Here is a 19,063-nt window from a genome sequence, read left to right on the forward strand (position 1 = left end):
AACCCGAAACCTGCTATGCTTAACTTTGTTTATCACCAAAAAAAATCGCCTATGTTACCCATTAAACCTCACCTTTGGTTCGACAACCAGGCCAAAGAAGCCGCCGAATTTTACGCCGCCTTAATGCCGGATTCAGCTATCAGCTATGTTAACCAGCTGCATAACACGCCATCCGGCGATTGCGATATTATAGAATTTACCATAGCCGGACAACCTTTTATGGCTATTAGCGCAGGGCCGCTATTTAAGTTTAACCCTTCAATTTCGTTTATGATCAATTTTGATCCTTCGCGTGACCCGGACGCGGCACGGCATATCGACGAGGTATGGAGCAAGTTAACAGCTGGCGGAACAGTAATGATGCCACTTGACCGTTACCCATTCAGTGAGCGCTATGGCTGGGTGGCCGATAAATACGGTGTGTCATGGCAACTGATCCTGACAAACCCTGCAGGGGAACCAAGGCCGGTTATTATACCATCCATGATGTTCACCGGCGCGGTAGCGGGCAAAGCCGAAGAGGCTATCGATTTTTATTGTTCGGTATTTAAGGAGAGTAAAAGAGGTACTACTGCCTCACGGCCCGAAGATATGGGGCCGGATAAGGCAGGTACATTGCTCTTTGCCGATTTTTATATAAACCAAACCTGGCTGGCCGCTATGGATAGCGCTCATAACCATGGCTTTGGATTTAATGAAGCTGTTTCCCTGCTGATAGAATGCGAAACCCAGGAAGAGATAGACTATTACTGGTCGGCACTTTCGGCCGATCCTAAAGCCGGGCAATGTGGCTGGCTCAAGGATAAATATGGTGTATCCTGGCAGATATCATCAACCTTTATGTCTGAAGTGCTTAAAAATGGTACGCCCCAGCAAATTGACCGGGTGACACAAGCATTCCTACCTATGAAGAAATTTGACATGGCTGCTTTGCAAAAAGCTTATCAGGGCTAATAAACATCAACAATATGAAAACAAAAAAAATCTGGGCTAATTTCAGTGTAAAAGACGCGGAGCGCACTAATCAATTTTATACACAACTGGGTTTTACCCCTAACGGAACTAATAAATATCCGAAGTTAGCCAGTTTCCTTTTTGGTGATGATAATTTCGTGATCCACTTTTTTGAACAGGGTTCACAAATAGATGAATATTTGGCGCCCGCCTCAACAACAGGCAGCGAAATTATTTTCACCCTCGCCGCCGATACCGAGGCTGAAGTGAATGAATGGTCAGAGCAGGTAAAAAACGCCGGAGGTACTATATTAAAGAATGTTGAGCGGGATGAAGCCAACTATTATGGATTTGCATTTGCCGACCCCGACGGCCATAAATTTAATGTATTGTTAATGGATAATATGTGAGCTGGATTTATCCAAACTTAAGGAAAAACCTAAGGCATGTCTGCCCGCATTATTGAGCATGGTTGTTATTTTGCATAAAGGGCAGTACCACTTGATAAGCTGTTTTTTTCTCCCAGCGTGCTATCAACCAGGCAATAAAGCTTAGGGTAAAAATGTCGTTATTCTCGGCTTTGCTTAGCATGTTTAAAACAGTTTTTTTATATGCCGGATCAAAAGCTATGTCGGGTTTTAGTAAATATTTCTCTACCAGGCTCAGAAACAATAGCACACGTTCTTCGGAAGTTTTTAGCAGATACTTCTTATATCGCCGTCGGAAGCTGCTTATCCGGGACATAGCCAGCTCAATGTTGGAGAACTGTGCCTGTATCAAAATTTCCATCAGGTTTTTTCGAATGGTCCACAACATCCCCATCTTTTTTTCATACCAGGCATCAGTGCGCGTCAGTAAGGTTAGCTGTTTCAAACTTTCACGGTTGTTGCAGAGGGCTAAAAACATGGTCAGGCATATTTGTAAATCTTCTATGTCTTCCGGTTTAGATTTGTGCTTTGTATTGTAGAGCGATTTCTTCAACAAAGTAATCGCATCGTCGGCAAAGTCTGTGTAGAACAGGTTAAGTGCAGAGAGTAGTTGATAGCGTAGATAAAACAAAGTGTAGTACCGGCTATCCGTTAACATCAAATCCATCATTTCTTTAAGATAGGATGCACTCTTTACGAAATCCTTTCGCCTCAAATGAAAGTTAGCCAAAAAGTACATGATGGATATATGGTAAAAAAGATAGGACTGTTTATATGTATGGCTCTGTATAAATAGATTAGTGCGGTTGACGTAGCGCTCTATCAATCCATAATTCTGCTGTATTGCCGCATATTCATTGGCTATGAAAAGGATTTGGTAAATGGATTTATAGGTCATCAGGTCCTGCGCAGAAATTTTGTATTTCCGGATGGTGGTTATCATCAGGGCCGTCAAATTAACGATCTTTCCTTTCAGGTGTATCTCCTGCAGTTCCTGTCGCAAAAAGGCATAAGCCATATTGAGCTTAGCGTCGCGTTGCATATCCGCCTGGTTTCGTAAAAGGCGCGCGGTCAACGCTTCAAGGTTTTCTGCTCCCGGCAGATGCGCATACTGGAGTTTTAACAGTAAAAGCTCATTCAATAAGTTAAACTGCTCCAGATGTTCAGCCAGTCGTTCGGCCTTATCCAAACATTTAAAGGCTATTTTGATCACATCATTTTCTAATAAAAAACGTCCCACTACTACCAGGCGTAACGCGTCGTAAGTGTCGGAATGACTGCTTTCAAAAGTTTTCTGCGATAGGAATAGCAGCAAATTATCCTGCAGACGTTTACGTAGAGCATAATACGCATCGTTATTTTTATCCGATTCGTAGAGATTATTTAAACCATATATATCGTCAGTTTCTATTAAATCAAGTAGCTGTAGATTTTTTACATCTGACCGTTTGTTTTTTTGCTGTAAAAACTGTTTAAAAAGCTTTTTATCAGCGTCATTGAGTAGGCGTGTTAACTCAAAAAGCGAGTCCATATTAGCTATTTTGTTTCAGTTAAAGATAAGATAATGATAAATTATATCGTCAGTAATTTTGATATTATGACTTTTTTACCTCTGCTTTCCGCCCGACATTTGGTTCCATATTAATCAATAAAACAAAACAAACATGGAACCGCTACAAAACAAAACAGAAGAAACTTCAACCAATGTAAAATATGGTGATAAGGTCAGAAATCCATTTAAACCAACCGCCGCGTTTATCGGCGCCTCCTGGTTTGCCTTATTGGCAGGAATGGTAGGCTATTGCATAGGCCTTTGGAATGCAGGTATGGCATTGAACGAAAAGGGTTACTACTTCACCATTTTATTGTTTGGCTTATTCGCGGTTATCTCGGTACAAAAAAGCGTTAGGGACAGGTCTGAAGGGCTTGCTGTAACAGATCTTTACTACGGCCTGAGTTGGTTTGCCACTATTGCTGCAATAATCCTGTTAACTATTGGCCTGTGGAATGCAGATCTGGCCCGGAGTGAGAAAGGTTTTTATGCCATGGCATTTTGCTTAAGCTTGTTTTCGGCCATTGCCGTTCAAAAAAATACCCGCGACGCGAAGATGTTTGAGGATAAAGAGCTGTAACGTAGCGGTTGCCGCCCCGCAGTGCCTTGCCTGGCAAGCCTGTGGGGCTTTTGTTTACCGCCCCAGCCCAATATAATGAACCCAACCAGGATTGTTTATTGGCACTTTAAATAGTACTTGTTTTTTAAGGTGCTATAATATTGGTTCGAATCCAAATGGGATTGTATGAGGAGCTGCCTATTTAAGTATAAGCAGCTTTTTGCATTTTTAGTGAGCGGATATTGAGCGGATTTGTAAAAGTAGGTAGATAGCCTGCTTTACTTATCAAGAACAGCACTTGTTCCTCGCCGGGATCTGGCCTTCTCAAATTTGAGCAAAGCGCTGTCCAACGGCATGCCTTGCTTGTAAATGCAGTCGCAGAAAACCTGGCAGGCATTAGTGTTTTTGCCGCTCCCGCATTGGTTTCGACATTCTTCTTCCGAATTACCCGGTACAATCTTATAGAGATAAAAAGTGCCAAAGATGATGAAAGCGATTACCGCGATGCAGCTGCCAAAAAAATAGACACGCAATCGTTTGCCGATGGGCTTTGTAATTATTGATGTGGCCTTTGGACTTGGTTTGATGAAGATATATTTTAAACGGTCATAATCCCAGATCAATAAGTACAAGCATGCCAGTAGCATAAAAGTGATGAGCCGTGTGCCGTCAAATCGGGTAGCATAGGTGAGTACGGTGATATTGACTATCATCGTAAAATAAGCAATTGCACCAAGTAAGGCTGTTCGTGGAACCAATAGGAAGATCGCAATGGTCAATTGCGCGATGCCGATAAAGGTGTAATAATAACCGGTTTGCAGCAATGCGTCGAAATAATGCCCCAAAGGATTATTATGCGGCAGGCCTTCGGCGAAACGCTGACCCATGACCTTTACAATTCCGGTAGGCAGGAAGCTTATGGCCAAAACGATGCGGCAAAACACCGCGAAGCGCTGGAACCATTTGTCGGCTTTCGCTTCATCATAAATGGCTCTTAGTTTAAGCATAGCAAGCTTTGAATTTACTTTTTGAAGGTCTCATCCCCAGTACATTTAGTTACAAATCTATAAAAATAAACTTTGTAATTAAAAGTACTTTTAAATTAAAAAATCAAAAAGACTGGCCTTTTGTGATAAGAGAAAAAGGCCCGCTATGATTTATTTTGCGGGCCTTTAAATAATTAAGGCTTATAACCCGTTAATAATAGCTTGCGATACAACTTCTCCAATCATCATGGTAGCCGCATTGGTATTAGCGGATGTTATAGTCGGCATAACCGAAGCATCAGCAATTCTCAGCCCGGTAATACCATGCACTTTTAGCTGGCTGTCAACAACAGCATCTGATCCTACGCCCATTTTACAAGTGCCTACCGGGTGGAAATAGGAGGTAAGGGCATCCCGGATAAAACCTTCGATGGCTTTTTTACCGATAACGTTTTTAGGCGCGATCCATCTACTGGTAATGTTTTTGAAAGCTGGCTGCGAAATGAGCTCCATGCCAATTTCTACGCCTGCAACCAGGGCCTGCAAATCTTCGGGCTCGAAAATAAAGTTTGGCTGAATTTCAAGAGGGCCATCATGACGGGCTGTTTTCATTTTAAGATACCCTTTACTTTTTGGGCGTACCAAGCCTGGCACCAGGCAAAAAACATTTTCGGGTACATCATATTGTTGTGCAATCTCGTGAGTTAAGTAAGGCACCTGTAATGGTAAATACATTAAATCGGGTACTTGTAATTCCGGTTTGCTTTTCCATAGCGCGGTACTTCCTGCCAGGTTATTATTACGGATACCGAGCGGAATATTTGCTTCAAAGCACAAACCTGCAACCAGGGGATGATCCTGTAAATTTTTACCTACTCCCGGCAAATTAATTACACTTTTTATACCAAGCTTTTTAAGTTCTTCGCTATCGCCTATCCCCGAAAGCATCAGGATCCTGGGCGTGTCTATAGCACCTGCAGATAGTATAACCTCCTTATCGGCAAATACAGTGTGCATCTCGCCATTTAACTCAAAGTTGAGGCCCAGGCAATGGGTATCATGAAAATTAAGCTTTAAAACTTTGGCGTGCGTCAGGATAGTTAGGTTATCATGATCCATCACCGGTTTCAGGTATTCGGTTGGGCTCGACCGCTTGCCATCGCGAACATTTAGAACCATTTTTCCTACACCTTCGGGGGCTGGTCCGTTGGTATCCTCAAGTACCGGCATGCCATAAGTTCGGCCGGCCTCAATTAAAGCAGCTGGCACAAAATGAAGGTTTTTGGCATTTTCAATGGCTATTGGGCCGTTTGCTCCGTGGAAGTCGGTTGCTCCACCTTCCCAGTCTTCAATTTTTTTGAAGAAAGGTAATACCGAATTGTAATCCCAACCGGTATTTCCTGCTGCTGCCCATCCATCATAATCGGCTTGGTTTCCCCGCGTCCAGGTAATGGCATTAATACTTCCGGATCCACCAAGTACCTTGCCACGCGGAACAGGTATAACCCTGTTGTTGATAAACGCTGTTGGCTCATAAGCATAAAAATAATCATGCGGGGCGCCAATATTGTGCACCCATTGCATCGGCTCGGCAATGCTTTCTATTCCGGCGTCTGAGCCACCTGCTTCCAGCAATAGTACAGAAACGCCTGCGGTATCCGCTAAACGGCGCGCGATAACGCAGCCTGCAGATCCGGCACCTACAATAATGAAATCGTATTTGTTTTTTATTGGGGGCAAAGTCCCTTTGGTGCCCTCATTGTACCTTAATTTTTCGTCTGTCATAGGAATGAATTTTAATGATGCTCAAAATTAGATCCGCCCGATCGCACTATCTATACCACAAAGAGGGGGAATATATCCTCTGTTTTGGGGAGGTTATCAACGTGTAACTCGGTTGTAATTAACCAGCGTAAACCATTGGTTTCTTATCGAAAACAGTCCGAGGCGAAAGCGCCGATAAGCATAGCAAGCGCGGCAGGTTGATCCAGTTCAATACAATGACCGGCTTCCGGGATCTTAAAAATCTTATTTCTCCATTTTGGGAGACCTGATTGTTCAAGATAATCAGTTTGAATAAGCCGCTCCTGTGAGCCATACGCAACAGCGATTGGTAGATTGGCTGCAATAAGATTGGCAATTTTATCTGTAGCGTTGGGCATTCTGAGCGAATTGCCGAGCGCTGCTCTAAACTGGGGATCTGTTTTTTTGAATACCATTTTGTAATGATCCTTTATAGGTTGATTGTCTTTGAAAATAAAATGGTCAACCAAAAAGTCTATTTCTTCATCAGCAGGAGTTGCTTTGAAAGCAGCGGCAGCCGAAACGCCGGGCTGGATCATATCTTTCACTGTTATGCTCCTGGATGTAAGCATAGCCCCGCATAAAAAGATTCCCTTACAATTGAGCGGAAATGCTTTTATCTCGCCAATGATGCTTGTACCAAGTGATGTTCCTACCAGGATAAATTCTTTTTCATGTATCTGGGTTAAAAATGCATTGAGGTGCTGTGCGAGCCCTTTTGTTGTATAATCTGCATCCGGGTTATTACTTCTGAATGATAAACCATGCCCGGGCAGATCGACAGCGATGAGCGTATGCTTTTGAAGTACATTTTGGATAACTAAGCTGTCCCAGGTATGCAACGATTGTGAATTGCCATGGACGAAAATGATAGCGCTTTGGCTATGGCCGGTTTTTCTATAATTAAGCATATGGTAATTGTGTTTGCTATTGCCAAATAAATTGTGGTTGTAATAGCTTTTTTAGAGGGGCCCAATTTGGGATATAAATACCGGCGCCAGGCACAATAAGATTTATCTTTTTGTAACCTGGCCGCGGTTTGTGAACCTTTCTTGAACATGACCTTTTTTGACAGGAACCACAGGTGCCGCTATACCGGTATTTTAATTCAATTCAACTTATTTGGCGAGGAAGTTTATAGCTTCCTGCACAAACTCATCATGATACTGAAATATTGCCGCGTGCCCGGCATCAGGATAAGTAATTAAGTCGGCGTTGGGGATGTTTTTATATAGGTTTACAGCATTAATTACAGGAACAGGGATATCTTGCTGTCCCTGGGCTATTAACACCGGTTGTTTTATTGTTTTTAATTCGCTAAACGCGTTGGGATAAGGTTGCGCCCATCCCAACACTGCTGTTAGTTGGGCCCCGCCACTTTGCTCGTTTACAGGCAGGTCCCGGTCGGTAGTACGTTTTTGTGTTCTGGCATAGGATTCTTTTCCTGCGGCTATGCTCTTTGCAGAGCTTGTGAAAGCAAAACGTAACAGGCTTTCTTCCGGAGTTAAGCCGGCAGCGGCAGCTAACAAATTAGGCAGGTTTGAAAGCCCTTCACTTCCTTTAGGGCCTGTTCCTGTAAGGATAATTTTATTGATCAGTTCGGGATGCGTCAGCACCAATTGCTGGCTGATAAAACTTCCCATCGAGAAGCCCATAATATTAACCTTGGTATAGCCCAATGCCTTAATGAAATTGGCGGCATCGCTGGCCATCGCTGCAATATTATCCGGTGTTGTTCCTTTAGATGAGCCAACGCCCTGGTTATCAAAGATGATCACTTTGTACTTTTGAGCCAGGCCGTTGGTGATTGCCGGATCCCAGTCATCCATTGAACCACCCAATGCCGATAATATAACCAGGGGGATGCCATCCTTATCTCCCAAAACCCGGTAAGCATAGCTGTTGCCGGCTACATCAATAAATTTAGTAGGAGCGGTTTGATGATAATCAACAATCGCGGTTGATATTCCTTTACCCGGTCCGTTGTCTTTCTTGCAGGATGCAAAGCCGAGAGCCAGGATGGATAAAATGATCAATTGTTTTGTGGACCTGAATAGCGTTCTGTTTTTCATAGATAGATTATTTTATGCCTTAATTGACGCTGCAAAAGTATTTTTTGAGGCAGCCTTGCCTAATCACGACTTGCCGAACTATACAAATTGGATGCTGAAATAGCCAACTTTGGTTGCCGAATGGGACCGTGACAGAGGCGGGATCATAAAAATTTACTGCTCAAGTACCGGGGCATCCGTTATTTTTTCAAGTACCGATGCCGGCAGGTAAGGCCTTCCGCCGGTTGCCGGTACACAGGTGCCCGTGAAAACGGCCTGCGTCATTAATTTGTTATTGCAAACGATAGTCTGTTTAAAATGCAGCTTTGGCAAGCCCTCTTTATCTTTATATAGGGCACAGGTAACTTTGAACTCGTCGCCCCGCTTCAGGGACCTGATAAAATTGATGGTATAACCGGAAAGCACCATATAGATGCCATTTTTAGCCTCCGTTTCAAAATCAAACCCCAGTATTTCCCTGATATAATCATGCCTGCAGTATTCCATGTAAAAGGGATAGTAAAGGCCATCCATGATTTCCTGAACATCTATATGTTCGTCTTTGGCAATGTAAGTTTTTGAATATTCCATGATTTTAAAATTTCTGAGGGGAGCAAAAGTATCCGTCGCTCCTGTTTTGGGAAATCACCAAAATGAGGGATATAAACTCACCGCCAATTCCTGTAACGTCCCCGAATTAGGTGATAGCCGATTTGTTTTGAAGCGCTGAATTTTGTTTCACTATAATTAAAGTTCTGGAATAGTCCGATTTGCCGGACAAACAGAACCTTTCAGATACCTTGAAAATAATATGACAACTAAAATCAGCATTCCAAACCGCCTTGCAGAGGGCGAACACTTCGCGGAAGTAAACGACATTATTATACATTATTATGTGGCCGGTAATGGCCCGGTATTGCTGCTTCCATCACCGGGTTGGGGGCCATCGGTAAATTATATTATGCCTTTACCGCTTTTTGAGCAATATTTTACCATGGTGTATTTCGATACGAGGCACAGCGGAAGATCGACCGGGCCGGAAGACAGTACACAATATGCACTCGATAACTTTATAGCCGATATAGACGCGCTCAGAATCTACCTCGGGCAATCCAAAGTTTATATCGCAGGCCATTCGGGGGGCGGCCACCAGGTGCTTGAGTATGGGATTCAGCACAGCGAAAACCTATCAGGAATTATCGCCATCGACGCGATTGCAGCTACGGATGAACTGCGCGCCGAAGAAATGATGAAACGGATCATGAAGAAAAAGACAGAGCCCTTTTACCTTGAAAACCCGGAGTATTATGAAAAGGCTACCGCGTTTATGATGGGAATGGGAACAGATAAAACGCCGCGTACATTGGAAGAGATCATCGGCACCATGGGCGGATTTTATTTTCATGACCCCAGCCTCGCCGCGAAGACCTTTCAAAATCTCGACCTGAATGATACCGTTTTCGCATACACTAATTCAAACGGTTTCCAGGGAAAGAATTTGCTTGGTGAATTGCACCGCATCACCGTACCTGTATTGATAATTGTTGGCGATGATGATTTCATTTGCGATCCTGTATCACAGGCCGCAAGGATCCGTGCAAATATCGCCGGTTCAAAGCTGGCCGTTATCAGCAATTGTGGCCACATGCCATGGATTGAACAGCCTGCTGAATTTTATGAACAGTGCGAAATTTGGTTTAGCGAACAGCAATTGAAGAAATCATGAATAACATTTGCAAATCAGCGCCACCCCGGATCAGGCCATCATGCTTAATGTCTGGTTCAGCAGGTATTTTGCCTGTTCTGAAGTGAAAGCATTATACTTTCCGGCGCAGAGATACCACCTTCGTTTCATAATTCTATCTTAAATATTTAATTATGAAAACGATAAAAAGTGTTTATGTGAACGGAGCGTTCATTGAACCCCACGGTACCGAAATTGTAAGTGTCATTTCTCCGCTTAACAAAAAAGAAATAGCTCAAATTGTTTATGCTGATGAACAGGATACTTTGGCTGCAATTGAGGCGGCAAAGGCCGCGTTGCCAGGATATAGCAAAAGCACAATAAATGAACGTGTTGAATATCTGACAAAAATCAGCGCCGAGATTGAAAAGCGGATAGATGATCTCATCCATGCGACAACTTTGGAATATGGAGCTCCCGGTGAAAGAGCAAAGTGGGCTAATCTGATTGCTGCTACGACTTTTTCAAACCAGGCTGCAATGCTTCAGCAGTATTCATTTTCAAAGCAGGTGAATGAATCAACAGTTATCATGGAACCGGTTGGGGTGGCAGCATTGTTTACCCCCTGGAATGCCGTAGCCGGTTCAATTGCTATTAAAGTTGCGGCGGCATTGGCGGCCGGTTGTACCATAATCCTTAAACCAAGTGAATTTGGATCATGGCAGGCCGAAATCATTATGGAATGTATTGCTGCTGCTGGTTTGCCAAATGGCGTTGTTAATATGGTTAACGGGAACGGTGCAGTTATTACCAAGCCAATAATGGAAAGCAGTGAGGTTACTAAAATTTCGTTTACCGGTTCAACTTTAGTTGGCAGAATTCTGGCGAAGCAGGCGGTAGATACCATGAAAAGGGTGACATTGGAGCTTGGTGGAAAATCGGCCAATATTTTATTGGAAGATGCTGACCTTGCCAAAGCTATCCCTATGGCACTGCAAGCCGGATTTATGAACAACGGTCAGGCCTGCATTGCCGGAACAAGATTATTGGTGCCGGAATCAAAACTTAATGAAGTTAAGGACTTGCTGTTCCGTGAATCGGCGAAGTTTATTGTTGGTGATCCTTCTTCGGCAGATGTCAAAATAGGACCGCTTGCAAGTCAAAAACAATATGATCGTATCCAGCAATATATTCAAACCGGAATAAGTGAAGGAGGAGAGCTACTTACAGGCGGTTTAGGTCATCCCGAAGGTTTGGATCAGGGCTATTATGTAAAGCCAACAATCTTTATTAACGTCAATAATGAGATGACCATTGCCAGGGAAGAGATCTTTGGCCCTGTACTGTCTGTAATTGCTTATAGTAATGAAGAAGAAGCGATACAAATTGCCAATAATTCTGAATATGGTTTGATGGCCTACGTTAGTTCTGCTGATGAAAAGCGGGCGGCAAATGTTGCTTCTCAGCTTAAGGCAGGCAGGGTACTTATCAATACACTAAAACATGATCCCATGGCCCCGTTCGGTGGTTATAAAAACTCAGGAATCGGCCGGGAAAATGGTGTCATCGGCCTGGAGGAATTTCTGGAAGCTAAAACACTGATCAAATAAATTTCTGGCAAGTATTAGATATTTAAGGAGCACCCGAGGCTAAAGTAAATATCAGAGTAAATGAAAGGTCATTCTTCAATACAGAGGAATGACCTTTTAGGTAAGTAGATGCAGGGGGTTAACGGTTTTCCATCCAGGACAGAAAGAACGGCGATTTTTCTTTATTAATAAGCAGTTTTTCAGGTGTTTCAATAACCAACCTGATATGCAGTTTACGCATGAAATAAAGTTCCGCTTCTTTGATTGCCTTGAAATTAATAAGATACTGACGGTTGACGCGAAAAAACTGATCGGGGGAAACCGAACCAGTGATCTGATCCAGTGACTGACTGAGCACATATTCCTGCTTATCAAAACACACCATCGATACAGAGTTATTCCTGATGTAAAAGAAAGCGATATTATCTGTTGCAACAGTGGTGTATTTGGGGTTTTTGAATACTAAAAAACTTTGTTTCCAACGCTTTGTTTTCTGTTGATAAACAACATCATCCGGATCCAACCGATCTGAATGATGTTCATGAGGTTTTATAGCGTACACGATATGGTTTTCGTGCAGATTGTTGTTTTGTTTGAGCACAACCTTGTTGTGATTTAATTCATTATGATAAATTGTGTCATTGCCTCCAATGTAAAGGAGGCAGTCTTTAATTAAAATAAAGTCCGAATCAAATCCTTTTTTCTGGAAGTCGGTAACCGTGTTTGTTTTAGCGTTGTAGTTTTCCATTGCACAAATTCATTTTAGTTTATTAAACCGATAGCTTTCCCGGCGAGCCCTCATCAGGTACTTCGCCATAAACATTTTAATAGATAACAGGGACCACTTATCGGTCGATTTAATTCCTGTTTGTTTGTAATCTTTATTTTGATCGAGCAGTGAGTGTATAATGATAATTGAACAGCAGCCTGTGATCAAATGGGTGGAAATAAAGATTGTTTCCATTAGTTGTCGTTTTAAAAATTCTGATATAAAGTTTTATCGAGTCAAGGTAAAGCCGGATAAAACCATAAAAAGCACTATCGAAGTGGCTGGTTTCTCCGGGTCGTGTAATCGGTATTTCGCAACAAGGCGCTGTACCGCGCTTTTGTAACGCGATGCCCGGGCTGATATTCCATTGTTTTGTTTTCATTGCAGATGCGGGTTTCGTGGTGTAAACGATAACTCATAAATGCAAATGATATACCAATAGTATTAAGTTGTTGATTGTCAGTATTTTGATTGGTTTTTGCGTTGGCGGGAAATCGGGGCTATTTCACGAAATCATGAGATTTCATGATGGGGGCGGTGAGTATAATGTAAAAAGGCAAGCCCGGGTAGTGGGATTGCCTTTTTATGAAGTATCAGATATATTAGGTGTGCTTTGAAAGCATTGTATTAGCTATTCCATAGCCTTTTAGTTGTATCGGTTCACTAAGAAACTTATGACTTTTTAACGGACCGATTTAAATGCCGCCCTGATCTCTTCTGCTAATATTTGTGGTTGCTCCCAGGCTGCAAAATGCCCGCCATTGTTCACTTCATTAAAGTAGATCAGGTTGTGGTAGCAGCGTTCGGCCCATGATTTTGGTGCCTGATATATTTCGCCAGGGAAAACGGTAATGGCTACCGGTGTTGAAATTTCACGCGCGTTGAAATTATTGGAGTGATCTTCCCAATAGATCTGAGCAGCGGAAGTAGCGCTGTTGGTTAGCCAATATAGTGATATATCGTCAAGTATCTCGTCGCGGGTAAGTACTTTTTCAGGTTCGCCTCCGCTGTATGTCCACTGAACTATTTTGTCGTACATCCAGGCAGCCTGGCCAACCGGCGAATCCGCAAGCGCATACCCTACAGTTTGAGGGCGGGTTACCATCATAGCAGAGTAGCCGCAATTATTTTTATAGAAGTTGTTCAACGATTCATAAGCAGCTTTTTCTTTGTCAGATAGCCCGGCAGGGGTTGCGTCTCCATTAGTCAGGTGCGCAGCGATATCTGGAGGTACCGTAGCAGGCATATTGATGTGAATGGCTAAAAGGCCCGGTACGTGTTGTAATGCCATACGTTGCGAGATAACAGAACCGCAATCACCTCCTTGTGATACAAATTGTTTATAACCCAAACGGTTCATCAATTCGCCCCAGGCGCGTGCAATATGATCAGAATCCCAACCGGTATTAGCAGGTTGGCCGGAAAATCCAAAGCCCGGTAAAGAAGGGATCACCACGTCAAAAGCATCTTCCGCTTTACCGCCGTGAGCTGTTGGATTAGTAAGCGGATCAATCACTTTCAGCAGTTCAAATATCGAACCAGGCCAGCCATGGGTCATGATCAGCGGCAGGGCTTTTGGGTGCTTGGAACGCACATGAATGAACTGGATGTCAAGACCGTCGATATTGGTCACAAACATAGGCAGCGCGTTTAATTTGGCTTCGCCTTTGCGCCAGTCATAGTCAGATACCCAGTAGTTCACCAGGTTTTGAAGTTGTTGTTTACGCAGGCCTTGCGATTCGTTATTTACAGTTTCGCGACCAGGCCAGCGCGTGGCAAGCAATCTTTTTTTAAGGTCGGCGAGTTGTTCATCAGTAACATGAACATGAAAAGGACGAATGCTTTTATCATTCTTATTTACGGCAGATTGGGTTTGGGCTTTACTTTGCAAAGTAAACAGCCCCATAGCGGCGCAAAAAAACGCGGACAGCAAGGTGGTTTTTAGGTTTCTCATAGTAATTTATTTAATTAACTATGCGAAAGTATCCCTTAATGATACCCGTAACCACCGATACATAGCTTAACCAGACAAATTGGACTCTGACTTAGACATCTTAGTCCCTATCTTTAAGGCTCGTTGCCATGGTACTACCGGCTTGCCGTTTCTTTTTTCAAATCGGCAACTTGTTGCTTTAATTCGGCAATTTGGGCTTGCTGTTCCTGCATCGCCGCAATCAATACCGGCACCAGTTGCGCATAGTCTATCGTTTCAAAATTGACTGCTTTTTGTGTGCTTTTGCCTTGTGCATACCAATTGCTTCCAGTGCGTATAACATCCGGCATCACAGACTTTGTGCTGGATAAATCAAGGCCAAACTTATAGTATGGGGCCGATCCCTGAAAAGTTGTTTCAATGAACAGCGGATTTAGCTTACCGATAATAGCTGACGCGTTTTTTAATGGTGATGAAGCGCCTGAATTGTTAAGAGCATTATTGCTCTGCGCATTTACTGATTTGAAAATGCCAATCAGTATTAAAGTGGAAAATAGTATCCGGTACATTGTTATTTATTTGATCTTAGTTTCTATCCAATAGTTTCTGTTGTAGTCTGCATTTTGTCCTGTTTCCTTATTGGGTATAATCCGGTAAACGGTTTCCTCCAGCACACAGGTGTTATCCCACTTCTCAAAGCTTACGGCAATATGAATGTCCTGCCCCGGAAGCAATGCAGAAGCGATAAATGCCTTGACCTGTTCGCCGAGGTCATCGGCCGAAAAAAGTTTAATGGTTTCAGTATCGTTATTGTCAGCTGGTATGGTCCTGATGCTGATATTGAAACCATTGCCATCGCTTTGGTTGATTTGCATGTCATCTTAATTTTAGAATGCAAAAGTATCCGTCAGCGAAAAGCCTGTATATCCCCTAATCCGGGCAGGAGAGCCTAAAAGCGGTTAGATTGCATATGTGCTTGCGACAGCTGGTTAAGCGTCTTATCTCCCCATTTTTGGTAATACCCGTCAGCATGTTATTCCGCGACTTTTGTGCCGCTGAAAATTTTGGACGTTTTTAAAACGGGCAGGATTTACGCTTGAAAAATTAATACAGATATATATGAAAAATAGTCAAGGGAACATCTCGTTAAAGAGTACGCTTCCACTTGCCGCTATCATAGTGGCATCATTAGGTTACTTTGTAGATATTTACGACCTGCTGTTGTTCAGCATTGTAAGGATACCGAGTTTAAAATCATTAGGTTTTACGGGAGCAGGGGCGGTTGCACCGGGCATTTTCTTACTAAACGTACAAATGGCAGGTTTAATGATAGGGGGGATATGTTGGGGGGTATTGGGAGATAAACGCGGAAGACTAACTGTACTTTTCGGATCCATCCTGATATATTCGCTTGCCAACATCGCCAATGCATTTGTGGATTCTGTTAATTTATACGCTGTATTCCGTTTCATTGCCGGATTCGGGCTTGCCGGCGAGCTTGGCGCAGGGATTACACTGGTTGTTGAACTGATGCCGGCACAAAAACGTGGTTATGCCACCACCATTATTGCCGGGGTAGGGATCAGCGGTGCTATTGCGGCTCATTTTGTTGCGGTTTATTTTGATTGGCGTACCGCGTTTATCATAGGCGGTGTGCTGGGCATATTGCTTTTGCTGCTTAGGATAAGTGTGTCGGAATCCGGTATGTTCAGCGAGTCGAAAAAGTCGGGTATCAGGCGGGGCGATTTTTTCGCTTTGTTTACTAACCGTGTGCGGTTTGTAAAATATCTTAAATGTATTTTAATTGGCCTGCCACTGTGGTTTGGTGTTGGGATCCTGATTACTTTATCGCCAGAGTTTGGTAAAGAACTAAATGTAAAAGGCGTAGTAAGCGCCGGAACAGCCGTAGCAGTAACCTATGGTGGTACTGTAATCGGCGATATATGCAGTGGTTTGCTCAGTCAGTACCTGAAGAGCCGTGTAAAAGTGGTTGCCATATTTTTGACACTTACAATGGCCGCCATTTCGGTTTACTTGTTTCTCCAGAATCTCAGTTTGTTTCAATTTTATGTTGTGTGCGCGTTCTTTGGGTTCGCTGCCGGTTATTGGGTACTTTTTTTAACCATCGCCGCGGAGCAATTTGGCACCAATATCCGGGCGACAGTGGCTACCACCGTGCCTAATTTTGTGAGGGGAGCTGTTGTGCCGCTGCTGCTTTGCTTTCAATATTGCAGGGGGCTTTTTAACGGCTCACTGGTATCTGCCGGAATAGTTATAGGCGCGATTACATTGATCCTTGCATTTTGGGCACTGTTTGGGATAAAAGAAAGCTTCGGAACCAACCTTGATTACACCGAAAATATATAACCTGTTTTCAATGATTTGATAAGACAAGCATCCCCCAAAGTGGGGATGTTTTCTTTTTGCAGGAAAAATGAGTTTTGCTGATTACAATTCAGTTGGAATTTAAATTACGATAACATGATGCGATCAGGTTTAACACTATTATTCTTTTTGGCGACTTTCTCCATCACCGCGAGTGCTCAATCTGTTAACACGGTTAGGCCTTACAGTGCTTACAAGGTAAGTAACGGGGTAGTCTATACATCCGGTCAGGTTGGGATGTCCTCAACAACCGGTAAGTTGGTTACCACAAGCTTTGAAGCCGAGGTAAATGAGGTTATGCAAAACATCTCGAGGTTATTGAAAGAGTCGGGATCTGATTTTTCTTCGGTAATTAATGTGGTCATCTATCTAAAAGATATCAACCGCTACACCGAATTTAATAAGGTTTACACCAAATATTTCAACGCCCCGTACCCGGCCCGAACCTGCATTGCCGTGGCTGATCTGCCATTGGGGGCAAGTGTTGAAATTGCAGTAACCGCCGAGCAAAAAAAAGCACAGTAATTGAGCGAGGACCGCTGGTATTTGAAATCAAATGCCGGCTACCATATTCTCTAAACGATAGTTGTGATTTTCGGGGAAGTGATTGCTGGCAAAACTCACTTTAGCTGACTGACCGGCAAAGCTATTTAAAGGGAATATAACTTTGAGCCTTTCGCTTAGTTCAATATCATCCTGGGTTTTGATGAATGTGTGATTTGGCATAGCATGAAGGCTGATACGGATATCTTCATTGCTATAAGGGTTACTAAACGACGAAGATTGTTGTTGATTAGCGAATTTATAATACGGAAGTGTTGTATAAGCAGTTGCTAATTTTGCGGTTTCGGCCTGGCCAACACGCGGCATGGTGATCTTCAGCATCGAAGTTACATTGACGGTAAATGTAACCGCCTGTTCTGTGGTGTTTAATGTTTGGGGCTGGGCCATTTGAGCATTTGTATTTATTGCAAATAATGAAACTACTGCGGCTAAGATTAATTTTTTCATGACTGTTTTTGTTTAAGGTATATTCTGGCGTTTAACGCCTGTTTTGTTTAAATAACTGAGTCAAAAGTATCGTTGTGGCTTGTTATACTCAATCCTTAACATGGTTAAACAGACAAACGAACCCCCGGAATGGTCAATGTTTATGCTGAATAGACAAGGAATATGATTGGCGGTACAATAAGAGAAAATGGAGTGTTGTAGGTTGAATATATGCATCGGATTTGACCTGTTACTCCAGATAATAATAGTAAGCCGGAATGTCCGCTTGCGCTTAGATAAAGTAAAAAAACAAAGGTTTTCGTTGCAAGACAGGAGCCCGGAATCATCCAATATTTAAAATGTCTAATTCAATGACGAGTTTGTCGGGTTGACGGAGATAGATTGATTATAGGCAGTGGCGGATCATAATTTTGAGTAAAAATTAAGAAAAACACAACAAAATGAAGACTCAAACTAATTTCGCCAAATTAACTTTAGCCGCTGCAGCAGCGCTTTTATTTGCATTTAGCCCTAAAAACAGCATTGCACAAACTACAGCCTCTGTAAAAAATATTGTTATAGTACACGGAGCCTTTGCCGATGCATCTGGCTGGGAGGGCGTATACAAGATCTTGAAAAAAGATGGTTATAACGTAACACTTGTTCAAAATCCGCTTACCTCCTTAAACGATGATGTTGCTGCTACTAACCGCGCCCTGGAAAAACAAGATGGTCCGGCTGTATTAGTAGGTCATTCATGGGGTGGTTCGGTAATTACCGAAGCCGGTGTATCTCCAAAAGTAGCAAGCCTGGTATATGTTGCGGCTTTTGCTCCTGAGGTTGGTCAATCAACTTTAGATGTTTACCAATCTGGCCCGGCGCTTCCTAAAAATGGTATCCTGCCTGCCGATAAAAATGGTTATGCTTATTTTGATAAAGCGCTTTTTCATGAATGTTTTTCTGCCGACCTAAGTGAGGCAAAGGCAGCCTTTATGTTTGATTCGCAGCAGCCAATTGTAGGTTCAAGCTTTGTTGCACCTTTAACACAGGCCGCCTGGAAAAGCAAACCAACTTACGCAGTTGTAGCTACTGAAGATAAAGCTATCAATCCTGAATTGGAGCGTGCTATGTACAAACGTGCCGGCGCGGTAGTAACCGAGGTTAAGGGCAGTCACGTCATATTTATGTCGCAACCCGCAGCTGTAGCGCGTGTAATTGAAGCCGCAGCCAAAGACCAGGGAAAAAAATAATCTTTTTTTGCTTTGTAATAGAACACCGGGGCGGCCTGTTTTGCAGACCGTCCCGGTGTTTTAAATAAATATTTCGCGATAGCCACTTGATAAGCTTTGTCATTTTACCGGCTATAATGTCCCCACTATT

The 19,063-nt window shown here is 43.0% G+C and carries 19 protein-coding genes; 8 read left to right on the plus strand and 11 right to left on the minus strand.

The annotated features are described in order from the left end of the window. The first annotated feature begins 51 nt into the window (after positions 1 to 51). Together DUL71_RS02930 and DUL71_RS02935 are read left to right on the plus strand one after the other, a co-directional pair. Positions 52 to 954, plus strand: a complete 903-nt coding sequence (locus DUL71_RS02930; RefSeq protein WP_208645466.1) for a VOC family protein — start codon at positions 52 to 54, stop codon at positions 952 to 954. A gap of 14 nt (positions 955 to 968) precedes the next feature. Further along, a complete protein-coding gene (locus tag DUL71_RS02935) occupies positions 969 to 1,364 on the plus strand; it encodes a VOC family protein (RefSeq protein WP_114936651.1) in 396 nt (131 codons plus the stop codon). 49 nt (positions 1,365 to 1,413) lie between these two features. Here DUL71_RS02935 and DUL71_RS02940 read toward each other — a convergent pair whose 3' ends face one another. After that, positions 1,414 to 2,913: a hypothetical protein gene (locus tag DUL71_RS02940; RefSeq protein WP_114936652.1), complete on the minus strand. Its 1,500-nt coding sequence runs from the start codon at positions 2,911 to 2,913 to the stop codon at positions 1,414 to 1,416. Between the two features lie 133 nt (positions 2,914 to 3,046). Here DUL71_RS02940 and yiaA point away from each other — a divergent pair, with 133 nt between their 5' ends. Next, positions 3,047 to 3,514, plus strand: coding sequence for an inner membrane protein YiaA (yiaA, locus tag DUL71_RS02945; RefSeq protein ID WP_114936653.1), 468 nt, complete (start codon positions 3,047 to 3,049; stop codon positions 3,512 to 3,514). 257 nt (positions 3,515 to 3,771) lie between these two features. Here yiaA and DUL71_RS02950 read toward each other — a convergent pair whose 3' ends face one another. The 5 genes from DUL71_RS02950 to DUL71_RS02970 form a co-directional block, all read right to left on the minus strand. Beyond that, complete coding sequence (locus tag DUL71_RS02950) at positions 3,772 to 4,500, minus strand: DoxX family protein (protein ID WP_114936654.1); 729 nt, start codon at positions 4,498 to 4,500, stop codon at positions 3,772 to 3,774. Positions 4,501 to 4,680: 180 nt separating this feature from the next. Beyond that, a complete protein-coding gene (locus tag DUL71_RS02955; protein WP_114936655.1) occupies positions 4,681 to 6,264 on the minus strand; it encodes a GMC family oxidoreductase in 1,584 nt (527 codons plus the stop codon). Positions 6,265 to 6,407: 143 nt separating this feature from the next. Next, positions 6,408 to 7,193, minus strand: coding sequence for an alpha/beta fold hydrolase (locus DUL71_RS02960; protein WP_114936656.1), 786 nt, complete (start codon positions 7,191 to 7,193; stop codon positions 6,408 to 6,410). A gap of 207 nt (positions 7,194 to 7,400) precedes the next feature. Further along, positions 7,401 to 8,354, minus strand: coding sequence for an alpha/beta fold hydrolase (locus tag DUL71_RS02965; RefSeq protein WP_114936657.1), 954 nt, complete (start codon positions 8,352 to 8,354; stop codon positions 7,401 to 7,403). A 153-nt stretch (positions 8,355 to 8,507) separates the two neighbouring features. After that, on the minus strand, positions 8,508 to 8,924 hold the full coding sequence (locus tag DUL71_RS02970) for an acyl-CoA thioesterase (protein ID WP_114936658.1): 417 nt from the start codon (positions 8,922 to 8,924) through the stop codon (positions 8,508 to 8,510). Positions 8,925 to 9,144: 220 nt separating this feature from the next. Here DUL71_RS02970 and DUL71_RS02975 point away from each other — a divergent pair, with 220 nt between their 5' ends. Together DUL71_RS02975 and DUL71_RS02980 are read left to right on the plus strand one after the other, a co-directional pair. Continuing rightward, on the plus strand, positions 9,145 to 10,059 hold the full coding sequence (locus tag DUL71_RS02975) for an alpha/beta fold hydrolase (RefSeq protein ID WP_114936659.1): 915 nt from the start codon (positions 9,145 to 9,147) through the stop codon (positions 10,057 to 10,059). A gap of 152 nt (positions 10,060 to 10,211) precedes the next feature. Further along, entirely contained in the window at positions 10,212 to 11,627 is a 1,416-nt protein-coding gene (locus DUL71_RS02980; protein WP_114936660.1) for an aldehyde dehydrogenase family protein, read from the plus strand. Between the two features lie 118 nt (positions 11,628 to 11,745). Here DUL71_RS02980 and DUL71_RS02985 read toward each other — a convergent pair whose 3' ends face one another. The 4 genes from DUL71_RS02985 to DUL71_RS03005 all read right to left on the minus strand — a co-directional run bounded on the left by DUL71_RS02985 (position 11,746) and on the right by DUL71_RS03005 (position 15,183). Beyond that, a complete protein-coding gene (locus tag DUL71_RS02985; protein WP_114936661.1) occupies positions 11,746 to 12,354 on the minus strand; it encodes a LytR/AlgR family response regulator transcription factor in 609 nt (202 codons plus the stop codon). Positions 12,355 to 13,057: 703 nt separating this feature from the next. Next, positions 13,058 to 14,329, minus strand: coding sequence for an epoxide hydrolase family protein (locus DUL71_RS02995; protein WP_114936663.1), 1,272 nt, complete (start codon positions 14,327 to 14,329; stop codon positions 13,058 to 13,060). A gap of 134 nt (positions 14,330 to 14,463) precedes the next feature. Further along, entirely contained in the window at positions 14,464 to 14,877 is a 414-nt protein-coding gene (locus tag DUL71_RS03000) for a hypothetical protein (protein ID WP_114936664.1), read from the minus strand. A 6-nt stretch (positions 14,878 to 14,883) separates the two neighbouring features. After that, on the minus strand, positions 14,884 to 15,183 hold the full coding sequence (locus tag DUL71_RS03005; RefSeq protein ID WP_114936665.1) for a hypothetical protein: 300 nt from the start codon (positions 15,181 to 15,183) through the stop codon (positions 14,884 to 14,886). 244 nt (positions 15,184 to 15,427) lie between these two features. On the opposite strand from DUL71_RS03005, the gene DUL71_RS03010 reads away from it, so the two are divergent. Both DUL71_RS03010 and DUL71_RS03015 read left to right on the plus strand, forming a co-directional pair. Continuing rightward, the gene (locus DUL71_RS03010; protein WP_114936666.1) at positions 15,428 to 16,675 is read left to right on the plus strand and encodes an MFS transporter; all 1,248 of its coding nucleotides are present in this window, start codon (positions 15,428 to 15,430) and stop codon (positions 16,673 to 16,675) included. 114 nt (positions 16,676 to 16,789) lie between these two features. Continuing rightward, positions 16,790 to 17,218, plus strand: a complete 429-nt coding sequence (locus DUL71_RS03015) for a Rid family detoxifying hydrolase (RefSeq protein ID WP_114936667.1) — start codon at positions 16,790 to 16,792, stop codon at positions 17,216 to 17,218. A gap of 27 nt (positions 17,219 to 17,245) precedes the next feature. Here the strand turns inward: DUL71_RS03015 and DUL71_RS03020 are convergent, their stop codons facing one another. After that, positions 17,246 to 17,704 carry a hypothetical protein gene (locus tag DUL71_RS03020; protein WP_114936668.1) on the minus strand — a complete coding sequence of 153 codons (459 nt, stop codon included), beginning with the start codon at positions 17,702 to 17,704 and terminating at the stop codon, positions 17,246 to 17,248. A gap of 440 nt (positions 17,705 to 18,144) precedes the next feature. Between DUL71_RS03020 and DUL71_RS03025 the strand changes: the two genes are divergently transcribed. Beyond that, the gene (locus tag DUL71_RS03025) at positions 18,145 to 18,933 is read left to right on the plus strand and encodes an alpha/beta hydrolase (RefSeq protein ID WP_114936669.1); all 789 of its coding nucleotides are present in this window, start codon (positions 18,145 to 18,147) and stop codon (positions 18,931 to 18,933) included. Positions 18,934 to 19,063 lie beyond the last annotated feature (130 nt).

The organism is Mucilaginibacter endophyticus, from assembly GCF_003351025.1.
GTDB classification, from domain to species: domain Bacteria; phylum Bacteroidota; class Bacteroidia; order Sphingobacteriales; family Sphingobacteriaceae; genus Mucilaginibacter; species Mucilaginibacter endophyticus.